At 58.9% G+C, this 15,717-nt stretch carries 16 protein-coding genes; all 16 read left to right on the forward strand.

Going from position 1 to position 15,717, the window contains the following annotated elements; all coding sequences use genetic code 11:
- Positions 1 to 148 precede the first annotated feature (148 nt).
- The 16 genes from ccoN to INR99_RS10165 all read left to right on the forward strand — a co-directional run bounded on the left by ccoN (position 149) and on the right by INR99_RS10165 (position 15,570).
- On the forward strand, positions 149 to 1,573 hold the full coding sequence (gene ccoN / locus INR99_RS10090) for a cytochrome-c oxidase, cbb3-type subunit I (RefSeq protein ID WP_194116223.1): 1,425 nt from the start codon (positions 149 to 151) through the stop codon (positions 1,571 to 1,573).
- A gap of 18 nt (positions 1,574 to 1,591) precedes the next feature.
- The gene (ccoO, locus tag INR99_RS10095) at positions 1,592 to 2,206 is read left to right on the forward strand and encodes a cytochrome-c oxidase, cbb3-type subunit II (RefSeq protein WP_194116224.1); all 615 of its coding nucleotides are present in this window, start codon (positions 1,592 to 1,594) and stop codon (positions 2,204 to 2,206) included.
- Between the two features lie 7 nt (positions 2,207 to 2,213).
- Positions 2,214 to 2,381 carry a cbb3-type cytochrome oxidase subunit 3 gene (locus INR99_RS10100; RefSeq protein ID WP_194116225.1) on the forward strand — a complete coding sequence of 56 codons (168 nt, stop codon included), beginning with the start codon at positions 2,214 to 2,216 and terminating at the stop codon, positions 2,379 to 2,381.
- Positions 2,382 to 2,400: 19 nt separating this feature from the next.
- A complete protein-coding gene (gene ccoP, locus INR99_RS10105; RefSeq protein ID WP_194116226.1) occupies positions 2,401 to 3,321 on the forward strand; it encodes a cytochrome-c oxidase, cbb3-type subunit III in 921 nt (306 codons plus the stop codon).
- A gap of 149 nt (positions 3,322 to 3,470) precedes the next feature.
- A complete protein-coding gene (gene ccoG, locus INR99_RS10110) occupies positions 3,471 to 4,913 on the forward strand; it encodes a cytochrome c oxidase accessory protein CcoG (RefSeq protein WP_194116227.1) in 1,443 nt (480 codons plus the stop codon).
- A 3-nt stretch (positions 4,914 to 4,916) separates the two neighbouring features.
- Positions 4,917 to 5,429 (forward strand): FixH family protein, encoded by a 513-nt coding sequence (locus INR99_RS10115; RefSeq protein ID WP_194116228.1) that lies wholly within the window; start codon positions 4,917 to 4,919, stop codon positions 5,427 to 5,429.
- A 177-nt stretch (positions 5,430 to 5,606) separates the two neighbouring features.
- Positions 5,607 to 6,134, forward strand: coding sequence for a peptide-methionine (S)-S-oxide reductase MsrA (gene msrA / locus INR99_RS10120; protein WP_194116229.1), 528 nt, complete (start codon positions 5,607 to 5,609; stop codon positions 6,132 to 6,134).
- A 63-nt stretch (positions 6,135 to 6,197) separates the two neighbouring features.
- Positions 6,198 to 7,388 carry a succinyldiaminopimelate transaminase gene (gene dapC, locus INR99_RS10125; RefSeq protein ID WP_194116230.1) on the forward strand — a complete coding sequence of 397 codons (1,191 nt, stop codon included), beginning with the start codon at positions 6,198 to 6,200 and terminating at the stop codon, positions 7,386 to 7,388.
- Positions 7,389 to 7,487: 99 nt separating this feature from the next.
- Positions 7,488 to 8,309, forward strand: coding sequence for a 2,3,4,5-tetrahydropyridine-2,6-dicarboxylate N-succinyltransferase (dapD, locus tag INR99_RS10130; protein WP_194116231.1), 822 nt, complete (start codon positions 7,488 to 7,490; stop codon positions 8,307 to 8,309).
- A 337-nt stretch (positions 8,310 to 8,646) separates the two neighbouring features.
- Positions 8,647 to 9,729: a hypothetical protein gene (locus INR99_RS10135; RefSeq protein ID WP_194116232.1), complete on the forward strand. Its 1,083-nt coding sequence runs from the start codon at positions 8,647 to 8,649 to the stop codon at positions 9,727 to 9,729.
- An 11-nt stretch (positions 9,730 to 9,740) separates the two neighbouring features.
- The gene (locus INR99_RS10140; RefSeq protein WP_194116233.1) at positions 9,741 to 10,049 is read left to right on the forward strand and encodes a (2Fe-2S) ferredoxin domain-containing protein; all 309 of its coding nucleotides are present in this window, start codon (positions 9,741 to 9,743) and stop codon (positions 10,047 to 10,049) included.
- Between the two features lie 2 nt (positions 10,050 to 10,051).
- Positions 10,052 to 10,690 carry an alpha/beta hydrolase gene (locus INR99_RS10145; RefSeq protein WP_194116234.1) on the forward strand — a complete coding sequence of 213 codons (639 nt, stop codon included), beginning with the start codon at positions 10,052 to 10,054 and terminating at the stop codon, positions 10,688 to 10,690.
- 6 nt (positions 10,691 to 10,696) lie between these two features.
- Positions 10,697 to 11,362 carry an energy-coupling factor ABC transporter permease gene (locus INR99_RS10150; protein WP_194116235.1) on the forward strand — a complete coding sequence of 222 codons (666 nt, stop codon included), beginning with the start codon at positions 10,697 to 10,699 and terminating at the stop codon, positions 11,360 to 11,362.
- Between the two features lie 96 nt (positions 11,363 to 11,458).
- On the forward strand, positions 11,459 to 12,991 hold the full coding sequence (locus INR99_RS10155; RefSeq protein ID WP_194116236.1) for a sensor histidine kinase: 1,533 nt from the start codon (positions 11,459 to 11,461) through the stop codon (positions 12,989 to 12,991).
- Positions 12,992 to 13,065: 74 nt separating this feature from the next.
- Positions 13,066 to 14,124, forward strand: a complete 1,059-nt coding sequence (gene rlmM, locus INR99_RS10160; protein ID WP_194116237.1) for a 23S rRNA (cytidine(2498)-2'-O)-methyltransferase RlmM — start codon at positions 13,066 to 13,068, stop codon at positions 14,122 to 14,124.
- 243 nt (positions 14,125 to 14,367) lie between these two features.
- Positions 14,368 to 15,570, forward strand: a complete 1,203-nt coding sequence (locus INR99_RS10165; protein ID WP_194116238.1) for an aspartate aminotransferase family protein — start codon at positions 14,368 to 14,370, stop codon at positions 15,568 to 15,570.
- Positions 15,571 to 15,717 lie beyond the last annotated feature (147 nt).

Consider the following 15,717-nt stretch of genomic DNA (forward strand, 5'->3'; position numbering starts at 1 on the left):
GAGCGAGGATTTCCGTCCCATGACGGCAGTTCTATGCATAAGCAGGCGGTAACCCTTCCGGGCTGCCGGCTTGCAAAAAAAAAACACTACGTAAGCTATCCTGAGCCGGTCAGCCGGCCGGCTTATGGAGATCAATCGGAGCGCTCTTATGGAAAACCAAGCCACATACAATTACCACGTGGTGCGGCAATTCGCGATCATGACCGTGATCTGGGGGATTGTCGGGATGCTGGTCGGCGTCATCTGTGCTGCACAGATGTACTGGCCAGAACTGAATGTCGGACCTTACCTGCACTTCGGGCGTCTGCGCCCGCTGCACACCAACGCAGTGATTTTTGCGTTTGGTGGCTGTGCACTGTTTGCTACTTCCTATTACGTGGTACAGCGCACCTGTAACGCACGTCTGTTCTGCGACAAGCTCGCCGCCTTCACCTTCTGGGGCTGGCAGTTGGTTATTGTCCTTGCCGCCATCACATTGCCGCTCGGCATCACCTCCGGCAAGGAATATGCCGAACTCGAATGGCCGATCGACATTCTGATCACCGTGGTATGGGTATCCTATGCCATCGTGTTCTTCGGTACGCTCGCCAAGCGCAAGGTTCAGCATATCTACGTCGCCAACTGGTTCTTTGCCGCCTTCATCCTGGCTGTGGCACTGCTGCACCTGGTCAACAGCATGGCCATTCCGGTGACGCTGACCAAGTCCTACTCGGTGTATGCCGGTGCCGTTGATGCCATGGTTCAGTGGTGGTACGGTCACAATGCCGTCGGTTTCTTCCTGACTGCAGCCTTCCTGGGCATGATGTACTACTTCGTTCCGAAGCAGGCTGGCCGCCCGGTTTACTCCTATCGCCTCTCGGTCGTGCACTTCTGGGCGCTGATCTTCACCTACATGTGGGCCGGCCCGCACCACCTGCACTACACCGCCCTGCCTGACTGGACCCAGTCGCTGGGCATGGTGTTCTCGCTGATTCTGCTCGCGCCGAGCTGGGGTGGCATGATCAACGGCATCATGACGCTGTCGGGTGCATGGCACAAACTGCGCAGCGATCCGATCCTGAAGTTCCTGATCACTGCTCTGTCCTTCTACGGCATGTCGACCTTTGAAGGCCCGATGATGTCCATCAAGACTGTCAACGCCCTGTCACACTACACCGACTGGACGGTTGGCCACGTGCACTCCGGCGCACTGGGCTGGGTTGCCATGATCTCCATCGGTTCGATCTATTACCTGATCCCGCGCCTGTTCAACCGCGACGAAATGCACTCCACCAAGCTGATCGAAGCCCACTTCTGGCTCTCGACCGTCGGCGTGGTGCTCTACATCTCCTCGATGTGGATTGCCGGTGTGACCCAAGGCCTGATGTGGCGTGCCGTAAACGAAGACGGCACCCTGATGTATGCCTTCATCGATGCAGTCAAGGCCTCGTATCCGTACTACTTCATCCGCTTCCTGGGTGGCGCGATCTTCCTCTCCGGCATGGTTCTGATGCTCTACAACGTGCTGCGTACGGCATTTGCCGGCAAGGCGGTTGACGCACCGATTCCGGCCGTAGCCGCACACGCACACTAATCCGGGAGAAGAACAAAAATGGAAAAAATCCAGAAAATGATCGAAGAAAACGTCGTATGGCTCATCGTACTGACGTTCCTGACCATCAGTGTTGCGATGCTGGTGGAAATCCTGCCGCTGATGTTCAGCAAATCGGTTACCAAGCCGATTGACGGTGTAAAACCGTACACCGCACTGCAGCTGGCCGGCCGTGATGTGTATATCCGCGAAGGCTGTTACAACTGCCACTCGCAGATGATCCGCCCGTTCCGCGCCGAAACCGAGCGCTATGGCCATTACTCCGTTGGTGGCGAGTCAGTTTACGACCATCCCTTCCAGTGGGGCTCCAAGCGTACAGGCCCGGACCTGGCTCGTGTCGGTGGTCGCTATTCCAATGAATGGCACTATGCTCACCTGATTAATCCGCGCGACGTGGTTCCGGAATCCAACATGCCGGCATTCCCGTGGCTGGCAGCCAATCTGGTCGATGCCGAACTGGTACCGAAGAAGATGGCTGCGCTGCGCAAGGTTGGCGTACCGTATTCCGATGAAGACATCGCCGGTGCAGCCAAGGCCGTCGAAGGCAAAACCGAAATGGATGCCGTCATTGCCTACCTGCAGGGCCTTGGTCTGGCTCTGAAGAACAAGCGGTAATCGCGCAATGGATATGCAGAACGACTTGCGGATCATCGTCACCGTACTGGGCATGCTGTGCTTTCTGGCCATCTGTATCTGGGCCTACGGCAAGCGCAGCAAGACCCGTTTTGACGAAATTGCCGAGGACGTCATCAAGGATGACGACTCGCCTTCCGCCAGCCAGCGTTCCTGAATAAGCTCGGAGAATACAAATGGACTTCACAAGCGGCTTCTGGCCGGTCTATATCCTGGTCATGGTCATCATCTCCATCAGCTTCGTGCTGGTGGTGCTGGTGACCCAGACCAAAATGAAAATCAAGAAGGGTGAAAAGGTCGAAGTCACCGGCCACAAGTGGGACGGCGACCTCGAGGAATACAACAATCCGCTGCCGGGCTGGTGGGTTGTCATGTTTTACATGACTATCGTGTTCGCTGTCGGCTACCTGATCATGTACCCGGGCTCGGGCGTATCCCAGGGCAAGTTCGGCTGGTCCTCGCACGGCCAGCATGCTTCGGAAGTTGCCGCGGCCAACCAGAAGTTCGGTCCGATCTATGCGGAATTCGCCAAGACCCCGATTCCGGAACTGGCCAAGAATGAAAAAGCCGAGCTGCTGGGCAAGCGTCTGTTCCAGACCTATTGTATCCAGTGCCATGGCAGCGATGCCCGCGGCGCCAAGGGCTACCCGAATCTGACCGACAAGACCTGGCTGTGGGGCGGCACTCCGGAAAAAATCACCGAGACTATTTCTCATGGTCGCGTCAACCAGATGCCGGCCTTTGGCGTAGTTCTCGGCGAAGAAAAGGTGCGCGACGTCGCCAACTATGTCCTGAAAATCTCGGGCAACAAGCACAATGATGCACGTGCGACCCGTGGCGAGATCATCTTCAAGACGGCTCAGCCACTGGCCTGCGCCAGCTGCCACGGCCCGGACGGCAAGGGCAATCCGGAATCCGGAATCCCCAACCTGACCGACAAGGACTGGCTGTACGGTGTTTCCGAAGCCACCATCGTGGAAACCATCACTAATGGCCGTCAGAACCAGATGCCGGCCTGGAAGGAATTCCTCGGCGATGACAAGGTTCACCTGCTGGCCGCTTATGTCTATGGCCTGAACGCCAAACAAGACAAGTAACACCATTGCACTAGCGCAATGCGGGCGAGGAAACTCGCCCGTTTTGCTTTGCGTGATCACCGTTGCAGTATTTTTATATCATTTAATAGTATATATTTACATAATATGTACTAAGGCCATGCCCTACCCCGGCATGCAGGGAGACGATGATGAGCAACAAGCTGAAGGATATCCCCGTCAAAGTGGTTGATGTGCGGGCAGATGGCGAGATAGAGGAGATCAGTCTCTACGCCAAGCACAAAAAACTCTATCCGCGCTGGATCAACGGCTTTTTCAACAAATGGCGGATTCTGCTGGTTGTCATCACGCAACTGTTCTTCTACGGCATGCCCTGGCTGCAGATTCACGATCGGCAAGCATTGCTGTTCAATCTGGTCGAGCGCAAGTTCTACATTTTTGGCCTGGTTCTACTGCCGCAAGATTTCATTTATCTCACCGCCCTCCTGCTGCTCTCGGCACTGGGGCTATTTGTCTGGACCGCCATCGGCGGCCGGCTATGGTGCGGCTACGCCTGTCCTCAGACGGTCTATACCGAAATCTTTCTCTGGATAGAGAAATGGGTCGAGGGTGATCGCGCGGCACGCATCAAACTCGACAATGGTCCGCTCAATGCGCGCAAGCTGCGCCTGAAAGCCACCAAGCACACCCTCTGGATTCTGCTGGCGCTGTGGACCGGCTTTACCTTTGTCGGTTTCTTTACCCCGATCCGCGAGCTCGCAGGCTCGGTGGGGGCGATGACACTGGGACCATGGGAAACGTTCTGGATCCTGTTCTACGGTTTTGCCACCTACGGCAATGCCGGCTGGATGCGCGAACAGGTCTGCAAGTACATGTGCCCCTATGCCCGCTTCCAGAGTGCCATGTTCGACAAGGACACCCTGATCATCAGTTACGACGCCGAGCGTGGCGAACCGCGCGGCAGTCGCAAGAAAGGCAGCGACTACAAGGCACAAGGCCTGGGCGAATGCATCGACTGCACGATGTGCGTGCAGGTCTGTCCGGTAGGAATCGACATCCGCAACGGCCTGCAATACGAATGCATCGGCTGTGCGGCCTGTATTGATGCCTGTGACGAGGTCATGGACAAGGTCGGCTACCCGCGCGGACTGGTTCGCTACACCACCGAGAATGCCCTCCAGCACCAGTACGCCGAACAGGACATCATCAAGCATCTGCGCCGTCCGCGCGTACTGCTTTACGGTGCGATTCTGGGGATCGTCTTTATCGCAATGGTAACGTCATTGGTGCTGCGCAAGCCGCTGAAGGTGAATATCAACCGTGACCGCGTAGCACTGGTACGCACCGATAGCGAAGGCTGGCTGGAAAACGCCTATCGCGTACAAATCCAGAATGCATCGGAAAAAACACGCCGCTTCGTCATCACCGTAGAAGGACAGCCTGGCATCAGGATGGAAGCCGAGAAGCACGGCATTCTCAAGCTGGAACCAACGGAGACCAACGATGTCGCAGTACGGGTCAAGCTTGCCCCGGATGTCGCCGGCCCGGGCAGCCACCCGATCCTCATCACGGTGACCGCCGAGGATGACCCAGCCATTACCACCAAGGAAAAGGCCACCTTCATTGGCCAGTAAACGATGCAAGATAACGCGAAACCCTGGTATACCCATTCCTTCGTCTGGCTGCTGATTGCTCTGCCGGCCACGGCAGTGATCGCCAGCGGCCTGCTGATCTATCAGGCGGCCTCCACCGCCGACGGACTGGTTGCCGATGACTATTACAAGGCCGGACAGGAAATCAACAAGGATCTCCACCGAGACGAGGCGGCCACCAAACTCGGCATCAACGCGCAACTGATGCTTTCCGCTGATGGCAAGCACATCCGCGTGCTTTTCACGGCCCCGCCTCCCGGCCAGCAGCTACAACTCAAGCTACTGCACCCAACCCGTTCGGGACTCGATCATGTTTTGCCGCTCACTGCGCAGGGTGGACAGATATGGCAGGCCAGCATCGACCGGCCACTGGAAAGTGCCCGCTGGAAAATCGAACTCAGCGATCAGGGCAAAAACTGGCGGCTGACCGGCAACTGGCGGGCTGACGCCATCGAGCCGGCGCAACTGGGCACGACCGCTTCAGCCGTCAGCCACTAGCAGGCTGTTGAAAACAGCCTGCGATCCGTTTTTCTCGGCAAAGCCGGGAAAAATGTATGAAATACAAAAAAGGCGTTGATTTTCAGTTGGTGGATTGCGCCGGGCTTGGCCCGGTTCTTGATGCCAGAGAATAGACCGACTTTTCAACACACTGCCAGGCAGGGGGGGAACCCAATCATGCATGAGACCATTACCCTTGCAGGTGGCTGCTTCTGGTGCCTTGAGGCGGTATATAGCCGTATCAAAGGAGTGACAAGGGTCAGATCCGGATACATGGGTGGGCATAGGGAAAACCCCAGCTATGAGCAGGTATGCACCGGCGTATCCGGACATGCCGAAGTCGTACAGCTCGAATTCGACCCGCAGTTGCTCAGCCTCGACGATTTGCTGGACGTGTTTTTCACGATTCATGATCCGACCAGCAAGGATAGACAAGGCAATGATGTCGGCACGCAGTACCGCTCCGGCATTTACTGGCACTCAGCCGAACAAGAAGCCACCATCCGCGCCAGCGTGGCCCGCTGGCAGGAATCCTACCCGCGCCCCATTGTTACCGAGCTGCGGGCAGCGAGCACTTTCTGGCCTGCGGAAGCGGAGCATCACGACTACTACAACCGCCACCCGGTCCAGCCTTACTGCGCCATCATCATCGCGCCCAAGCTGCAAAAGCTCTACGCGCATTTTCCACGTCTGGCCCACGATTAAGGCATGGCCGCCCGCACACGCCCGCGGCTATAATCGCGGTTTTCCCTTATCAACTGATCGCCGATGTCGCCGCGCCTGTCCGAACTGCACCCCTACCCGTTCCAGAAACTGCGTCAGCTGTTTGCCGGCTTGGCCGCCCCTGCAGGCCTTGGCCACATCAATCTGTCGATCGGTGAGCCCAAGCACCCGACACCCGAATTCATCAAGGATGCGCTGGTCGCCAATTTTGCCGGGCTGTCCGCCTATCCGGCTACCCAAGGCTCGGACGATCTGCGCAGCAGCATCAGCGACTGGATCGCCCAGCGCTACGGCATTACAGCTCCGAACCCGGCTTCTGAAGTCCTGCCGGTCAACGGCAGCCGCGAGGCACTGTTTGCCTTTGCGCAGGCCGTGATCAACACCGACGTGCCCTACAAGCCCGTGGTACTCTCGCCTAACCCCTTCTACCAGATCTACGAAGGCGCGGCACTCTTGGCCGGCGCCGAGCCCTGGTATGTGAACTGCACCGCCGAAACCGCCTTCCAGCCGGACTGGGACAGCGTCCCCGAAGACGTCTGGGCACGCACGCAACTGGTTTACGTCTGCAGCCCGGGCAACCCGACCGGCGCCGTCGCCAAGCTGGCTGACTGGGAACGATTGTTTGCCCTGTCTGATCGCTATGGCTTCGTGATCGCCAGCGACGAGTGCTATTCCGAAATCTATTTCGGCAACGACAAACCGCTGGGTGGGCTGGAAGCGGCCGCCAAGCTGGGTCGCAGCAACGAGCGACTGGTCATGTTCTCCTCGCTGTCGAAGCGCTCCAACGTGCCGGGCCTGCGCTCCGGTTTCGTCGCCGGGGACGCGAAAATACTCGAACAATTCCTGCTCTATCGCACCTATCACGGCTGCGCGATGAGCCCGACCGTACAGGCCGCCAGCGCCGCGGCGTGGCGCGATGAAGCGCATGTGCAGGATAATCGCGAACAGTACACTGCCAAATTCCAGGCCGTAACCACCAAACTGGCCAGCGTGCTCGATGTATCGCTGCCCGATGCCGCCTTCTACCTGTGGGCGAAAGTGCCGGGCGGCGACGATCTGGCCTTTGCCAAACGCCTGTTTACCGAAGCGCACATTACTGTTCTGCCCGGGTCTTACCTCGCGCGTGAAGCCCATGGTGTGAACCCGGGCGCTGGCTACATCCGCATTGCGCTGGTTGCGCCACTGGCAGAGTGCATCGAAGGTGCAGAGCGCATCGTCGCCCTGCTCCGGAGCTGACAACCAATACCCGACACCCGATATAGCTGAAACCATTCTAATGGATAGGCTACATGACAATACCCCATTAATCAGACCGACCCATCAGGACCATTACCCATGAGCAACCTGCAACAAGTCATCGAAACCGCGTTTGAAAACCGCGCCGACATCAACCCGGGCAATGTCTCGCCGGAACTGCGCGATGCCATCAATGAAGTCATCATCGGCCTGGATCGCGGCCAGTATCGCGTCGCCGAAAAAATCAACGGTGACTGGCACACCCACCAGTGGCTGAAAAAGGCGGTACTGCTGTCCTTCCGCATCAACGACAACGAAGTAATGGCCGGCGGCTGCACCCAGTATTTTGACAAGGTGCCGAGCAAGTTCGCCGATTACACCGAGGCTGATTTCCGTGCTGGCGGCTTCCGTGTCGTGCCGAACGCCATCGCCCGCCGCGGCTCCTTCATTGCCAAGAACGCCGTACTGATGCCGTCCTACGTCAACATCGGCGCCTACGTTGACGAAGGCACCATGGTCGACACCTGGGCCACTGTTGGCTCCTGCGCGCAGATCGGCAAGAACGTGCACCTCTCCGGTGGCGTGGGCATCGGCGGCGTACTCGAACCGCTGCAGGCCGGCCCGACCATCATCGAAGACAACTGCTTCATCGGCGCCCGCTCCGAAGTCGTCGAAGGCGTGATCGTCGAGGAAGGCTCGGTGATCTCGATGGGCGTGTACATCGGCCAGTCCACCCGCATCTATGACCGCGAAACCGGCGAAGTGAGCTACGGTCGCATCCCGGCTGGCTCGGTCGTGGTCTCCGGCAACCTGCCGTCCGCGGATGGCAAGTACAGCCTGTACTGCGCCGTGATCGTGAAGAAGGTTGATGCCAAAACCCGCAGCAAGGTCGGCATCAACGAACTGCTGCGCGGCATCTAAGAGGTATAGCCCGGCAGGTAGCTTTCTGTCTAAGCTGCACAGCCATACCCACAAAGCCCGGTCAAGCCGGGCTTTTTTTTGCCCTTGGTCGACAGGCGAAAAAAAACCCGGCTCGCCACTGCGAACCGGGTCACCAATTACATCTACAAAGGAGAAACTATCAAGATACCAATTGAGCATCCCAACGTAAGCAATTTACCTTACAAGCATAACTTTGTCAAACAGATCAAGAGTTTGCTAATGCAGCCACTCCCGAACTGGTGCTCCTAGCAAACTGCGGGCAGGATGAATCGCTGCAGGTATAATACGCGCCTTGCATCATATTCCGGCCCCGACCATGTACCTGACCGACCCCCGCCAGTATCCCCGCGTGAACCCGCAAAATCCGGTAATCCGCGCCCTGATGAGCTACCTCACCGAAAAGGACGCCGATGCGGCGCAGGCCAAGCGCCGGCAGCTGGCGGAGCTGATCGATGAGCTGCTGCTCAATCATGATCATCCGGCACTGAATGCGGCTCTGACCCAGACCCCGTCGCAGGACGCCTGGCTCGCGCTGTGGCAAATCGTGTGCGACGCCGTTGAAGGTCCGGTCAGCAGTGGCAGCAAAGCCCTGCCGTTTGCCATTCCGCTGATTCTGGTGGCCGGCAGCAAGAACGAAATCACCCTGAACGAGCAGCTGGATGCCGATGCCGTTCTGGCCGTGCTGCGCGATGCCGGGATCATTCGTGCCGATGCCGTCATTAGTCTCTCCGGTGCATTGGTGCATCCGGACACACTGGCGGCAATCAATCCGGCGCAGCTGCGCCAGTGGCGCGACAGCCACGACGCCAGCCAGCCGTTGCCGGATCTGCCTGCCACCGCGCTGACCTTCAAGAACGAAGGCGTTTTCCTGCGCTATCTGGTTGGCGTTGCCCGGCAGGATGCTGGCCAACCCGCAGCGATCCGGCTCGGCGGGCAAGTCGGCAACTGGGCTAATGTGCTGGCCAAGCTGGTTGGCGATGCGCTGGCACAGGATGGCCTGACCCTTTTCCCGATTCCGCGCGTACCGCAAGGCCTGCTGGCCGCACAGGATGGCGCCCGGCAGACGCAGCTGGAAACCCGGCTGCAGGTAGCCACCAGCAACGCGCTGCGCAGTATCCGCAGCAAGGGGCGCACGCCGGTGATCTGCATCGCCAGCCATGAGCCGGCCGAAATCCGCATCACCTTCGCCGCGCAGGAAGACAGCGAACGCTGGGAAGGCTATGTCTGGCCGCTGGCACCGGGCGACCGCGTTGAAGCCATTCAGCACTACGCCGTCGAGCTGTTCCGGGAATGCCAGGTCAACGACATCCGCCTGATTGACGGCGTACAGCCGGATAAGGATGTCGACGAGCTGCCGTATTTCATCACGGCCCACACTGCCGCTACCACCCAGCAATAAAGGAAGCTTGCATGAGCCACTTCAAGTACCACGTGTTTTTCTGCCAGAACCAGCGCGCCGAAGGCGAATCCTGCTGCAACAACTGCGGGGCGACCGAGATGCAGACCTATGCCAAGGATCGCGTGAAAGCCCTCGGGCTGAACGGCGCCGGCAAGGTGCGGATCAACCGAGCCGGTTGTCTGGATCGCTGCGATGATGGCCCGGTCTTGGTGATTTATCCCGAGGAAACCTGGTATACCTACGTGGACAAGGACGACATCGACGAAATCATCGACAGCCACCTCGTGAACGGCAAGGTTGTCGAGCGGCTGAAGGTGTGAGCATGAGTTCGGTACGCAAGGCGCCATCGTTCGAACTGCTGCACATCGCGGGCCCGGCCGGGCAGCTGGAATGCCTGTGGCTGGATTCCGCGCTGGAGGATACGATCGGCATCGCACTGGTTGCCCACCCCAATCCGACCGAGGGAGGCACCTTCAACAACAAGATCGTGCACACACTGGCTAAAACGCTCTCTCGCCGGGGGTATGTCGCCTACTGCCCGAACCTGCGGGGCGTGGGCAAGTCCGAGGGTGCGCACAGCCGTGGCGAATTCGAGCCTGATGACATGGCAGCGGTGCTGGCCCACGCGCGCAGCCAGCACCCGCAACTGACACGCCTGACGCTGGCGGGCTTTTCGTTTGGCACGCTGGTGCAAAGCCGCCTGCGCCAACGGCTGGCGGATGATGAAGTCGAGAGCATGATTCTGGTCGGCCCGGCTATCAGCCGTTACGACTTCCCCGCAGTTCCCGCCAATACACTGATAATTCACGGCGAGGAAGACGAAGTGATTGCACTGCAGGCGGTGCTGGATTGGGCACGACCACAGGGTTTGCCGATCGTGGTTGCTCCGGGCGTCGGGCACTTCTTCCATGGCAAACTAACCCTGCTGGCCGAGCTGGTCAACCGCTTCTGGCGCACCTGAGGTGGCATGAACCTGCTTGCGGCGCCCTTCCCGGAAGAATGGCTCTGGCTGGCCAGTGCCATTGCCGCACTGCTTCTCTTGCGCGCCGGCATGCGCATCCGCTGGTTGCAGCTCAGCCAGCCAGAGCTGAGCAGCTGGTTCGGCGCAACCACGCTGATCCTGCTGCTGTGGCAATTGCAGGCCAGCGTTACCCCCGGAATTGCGTTCCACCTGCTTGGCGCGACCGCGCTGATGCTGATCGCCGGGCGCGACCGTGCCCTGTTCAGCATGCTGGTCATCATTGTGGTCGATGCCCTCTGGCAAGGGCACGGCGATGCCGAAGCAGCCGGATTGTCCTGGCTGATCGCCGGCTGGGTTCCCGTAACGCTGAGCCATTACCTGCTGCAGCTGAGCCAGCGACGGCTGCCCTGCAATTTCTTCATCTACATTTTTCTCAACAGCTTTGCTGCCGGTGCGCTCTGCATCTGGACCACCGGATTGCTGCAATGTCTGGCACTGGCGGCCAGCCCGGCATTCGACCTTGCCACACTGCTCGACGAACAGTTTCCATACTTCTTCATGCTGGGTTTTCCGGAGGCCTTCACCACAGGCCTGAACATCACCATCCTGGTAATCTGGCGCCCCCAGTGGGTAGCCAGCTTTGACGACCAGCGCTATCTTGGACGTAACTAGCAAAGCAGAAAGCACACAGTTATCTGCCGGCTGCATTCTCGTAACTTGCCGATAGCTGGCAAACTGCCTACATTGCAGAGCAGTATGGGGAGTTCCATGAACAGCATCCGCCAGCATCTCAATATTCTGCTCGTCTGCGTCGTCACGATCGTGCTGGCCGCTTCCGGCGGCTATAGCTACTGGCGCGCGGAGCGTGACCTGCGCAACAACATGGAGCAGTACAGCAAGGCGCTGGAAAACCGCCTGAAAACGGTGCTGCCTAATCTGATCTGGAATTTCGACGACGAGCAGCTGGCCAAAGTGCTGGACGCGGAAATGTCTCTCTCCTATGTCAACGCAATTGTTGTCTACAACAACAATCTGCCACTGGCAGGCCGCATCAAGCGGGGCGACCAGATTACCCCCCTGCAGGGCAAGCCGCCGGTGGCAACGTCCAAGAGCATGGAATTCCCGGTCTTCTATGCCGGCAACCCGCAGGCCATCGGCAAGGTCACGATTGAGCTCACCGATGCGCCGGTACAGGCCGCATTGCGTCAGCAGATCATCGAGCGCGTGATTGAAATTGTGCTGCTGGTCATCATCTTGCTCATCGCATTAAGCCGCAGTGTCACGATCGCGATCATGCGACCGCTGGACGAACTGCGGGACAAGCTCAATCAGGCCGCCGAACAGAAAGACAATATCCAGAGCATTCAGGAAAGCCGCTACGTCGAATTTGCCGATGTGATGGCCGGCTTCAACCGGATTGCCGAGCGATTAATGGCAGACATCACCGAAAAAAGTCATGCGGCGGCGGAGATGCGGCAAGCCAAGGAAAGTGCCGAAACCGCCTACCGGCAACTCAAGGAAGCCCAATCCTCCCTCGTGCAATCGGAAAAGATGGCTTCGCTGGGAAATCTGGTGGCGGGTGTCGCGCATGAAATCAACACCCCGGTTGGCGTAATCGTGACCTCGGCCTCGGTACTGGTCGACGAGACACTGCAATTCCGCAAGGCACTGGAAAGCAATGCCCTTAAGAAATCGGAAGTACTGCAGTACAGCACGGTCGCCGAGCAGTCATCGAATCTGATTCTGGCCAATGCCGAGCGCGCCGCCAATCTGATCCAGAGCTTCAAACGGGTCGCCGTCGATCAGACCTCCGAAGCACGGCGCGATTTCGAATTGAACAGCTACCTCAACGAAATCATCACCAGTCTGCGGCCAACGCTGAAGCACACCGCAATCGAAGTCAATTGCGACTGCCCCGAGGGCATCCGCATGGACAGCTACCCGGGGGCCTTATCGCAAATCATTACCAATTTCCTCACCAATGCGATGGCGCATGCCTTCGAGCCCGGACAGAGTGGACATATTCGCATTGCGGCCGAAGAAGAGGGGCCGATGGTCACCTTATCGTTCAGCGATGACGGCAAGGGCATTGCCAGCGAACATCTGTCGCGGATTTTTGATCCGTTCTTCACCACGAAACGAGGCAGTGGCGGTAGTGGTCTGGGGTTGAACATCGTTTACAACCTCGTCACCCAGACACTCGGCGGAACGATTTTTGTCAATTCCCAGCCGGGTATCGGCACCAGCTTTGTGGTGTGCATTCCCAAGGCCGGTCCGCGCGACGGCGGCTCTGACAGTTAAACCGACGAAGCCCGAACAGATGCCCTCTCGGGCGGCATCCGGTATCCTTGCGCTTTTGCTCCGGTAATGTAGCCATGACCACCGTTTTGCTCCCTCCTCCCTCCGGCTTTCTGGCGTACTGCCGCCCGGGTTTTGAAGCGGAAGCACTGGCCGACCTGCAGGCAAGGCATGGCAAGCAAGGCGGTCAGGACAGCGCGGCCGGCTGGGTCTGGCAGGCTCGCTCCCCGAAAAGCAGCGACGATGAAGGCAGCTGGAATAACAGTTTCGTTTTCATTCGTCAGCATTTGCCGACGCTGGGCCGCATTGCCCTGCCCGAGCGCGACCGTCTGACCCCGATTATCGACTTTCTCAAGGGGTATAGCCCAGTATTCCATGAAATATGGATCGAATATCCGGATACCAATGAGGGGAAAGCCCTTTCCAGCTTTGCCAAGAAATTCCAGCCGTATGTGGAAAAAGCTGCACGTGCACAAGGCTGGCTGCAAGCACACGGCAATGGCCCACTAATCCGCCTGCATCTGTTCTTCGCCAGCCAGAACGAGGTCTTTGTCGGCTTGCGCATTGCCCGTCCGGGTGATTGGCTGTGTGGCATTCCGCGCCTGCGCTTTCCCAGCGAAGCGCCGAGCCGCTCGACACTAAAGCTGTTCGAGGCCTTCATCACGCTGGTCGACGAACCCGAGCGGCGCCTGAAACCGGGGATGACCGGGGTCGACCTGGGGGCAGCCCCCGGCGGCTGGACCTACCAGCTGGTGCATCGCGGGCTGAAAGTGTATGCGATCGACAATGGCCCGATGAAAGGCAGCATGGATGGCCACCCGCAGGTCAAGCATCTGCGCGAAGACGGTTTTCGCTGGAAGCCTCGCCAGCCAGTTGACTGGCTGGTCTGCGACATGGTCGAGCAACCGGTACGCATCGCTGCACTGATTGCACAATGGCTGGCCAGCGGGCTAGCCCGCCAGACTGTCTTCAACCTCAAGCTGCCGATGAAAAAACGCCATACCGAGGTTGAGCGCTGTCTGCAACTGATCCGCGATGCTCTGGACGATGCCGGTCTGCGTTACCGCATCCGCGCGCGGCACCTGTATCACGACCGCGAAGAGATCACCTGCTACATCCGCGTCGGCAAGGACTGACCACGGCGGCCCAACTGCCGCGCACGACAGCGATTCTGGTTTATCATTGGCACAGGCGGCCTGCCGCCCCGTTTTCTGTCCCGGCGTCCGGCAAGACGCCTGAATGTCGTTTTTCGGCTTCGCCGGAACACGCATGGATACAACAAGCAAGTCGTTACTTTCGAATCAGCCCTGCAGCAGCCCCCGCTGCGGGCTCCCCCCGAAAGCGACGTATTCACCACCCTGCTCTGCAAGGACATCCCGATGGCACTTCCCCGCTCCGCATTTGATCAGTACATGGTTCCCAATTACGCGCCTGCCGCCTTTGTTCCGGTGCGCGGTGCCGGTAGCCGCATCTGGGATCAGGAAGGTCGCGAGTACATCGATTTTGCCGGCGGGATTGCCGTGAATGCACTAGGCCACTGCCATCCGGCGTTGGTCAGTGCGCTCACCGAGCAGGCGAAACAGCTCTGGCACGTCTCCAATGTCTATACCAACGAGCCGGCGCTGGCGCTTGCTCAGAAACTGGTGGATGCCACCTTTGCCGACAAGGTCTTCTTCTGCAACTCGGGGGCCGAAGCCAACGAAGCTGCGCTGAAACTGGCTCGCCGCGCAGCCATCGAACGCTTTGGCGAACAGAAGCACAAGGTGCTCTCGACCCTGAACAGCTTTCACGGTCGCACCTTTTTCACCGTCACCGTCGGCGGCCAGCCGAAGTATTCCGACGGCTTTGGCCCGAAGCCGCAGGGCATTGCCTATTTCGAGTACAACAATCTGGACAGCCTGAAGGCGCTGATCGACGACGATACTGCCTGCGTGATCATCGAGCCAATCCAGGGCGAAGGCGGCGTACTGCCGGCCAGCCGCGAATTCCTGCAAGGCGTACGCGAACTGTGCGACAAGCACAATGCCTTCCTGATTTTCGACGAAGTGCAAACCGGCATGGGCCGCTCCGGCAGCCTGTTCGCCTATCAGGAATACGGCGTTACACCGGACATCCTTTCCAGCGCCAAGAGCCTGGGGGGCGGCTTCCCGATCGGCGCCATGCTGACTACCGCCGAGATCGCCAAGCATCTGGTGGCCGGCACGCACGGCACCACCTATGGTGGCAATCCGCTGGCCTGCGCCGTTGCCGGCAAGGTTTTCGACATCGTCAGCGACCCGGCTGTACTGGCGGGAGTAAAGGCCAAGCACCAGCGTTATCTGGCAGGCCTTGAAGTGCTAAACGCCGAAACAGCCGTCTTTGCCGAGGTTCGCGGCCTGGGCCTCTTGATCGGTGCGGTACTCCGGGACGAGTATGCCGGCCGGGCAAAGGACATTCTCAACCTGGCCACTGAAGAAGGCCTGATGGTGCTGATGGCTGGCCCTAACGTCGTGCGTTTCGCCCCCTCGCTGGTCATCGACGATACGGACATCGATGAAGGCTTGCAGCGTCTGGGCAAGGCGCTGCGCCGCTTTGTTGCCTGAATGACTGCATGATGCGACGCCAAACGGCAGCGGCGGCTGCCGTTTGGCATTTATGCCACGCCGGCATGGGGCTTACGCAAAAACGCTAGACAGGCGTCAGGGAAAACACCTATAAACATATCTCCTGCACCTGTAAGGAAGCTGACC

It is taken from the genome of Chitinilyticum piscinae (genome assembly GCF_015223195.1).
GTDB lineage: Bacteria > Pseudomonadota > Gammaproteobacteria > Burkholderiales > Chitinibacteraceae > Chitinilyticum > Chitinilyticum piscinae.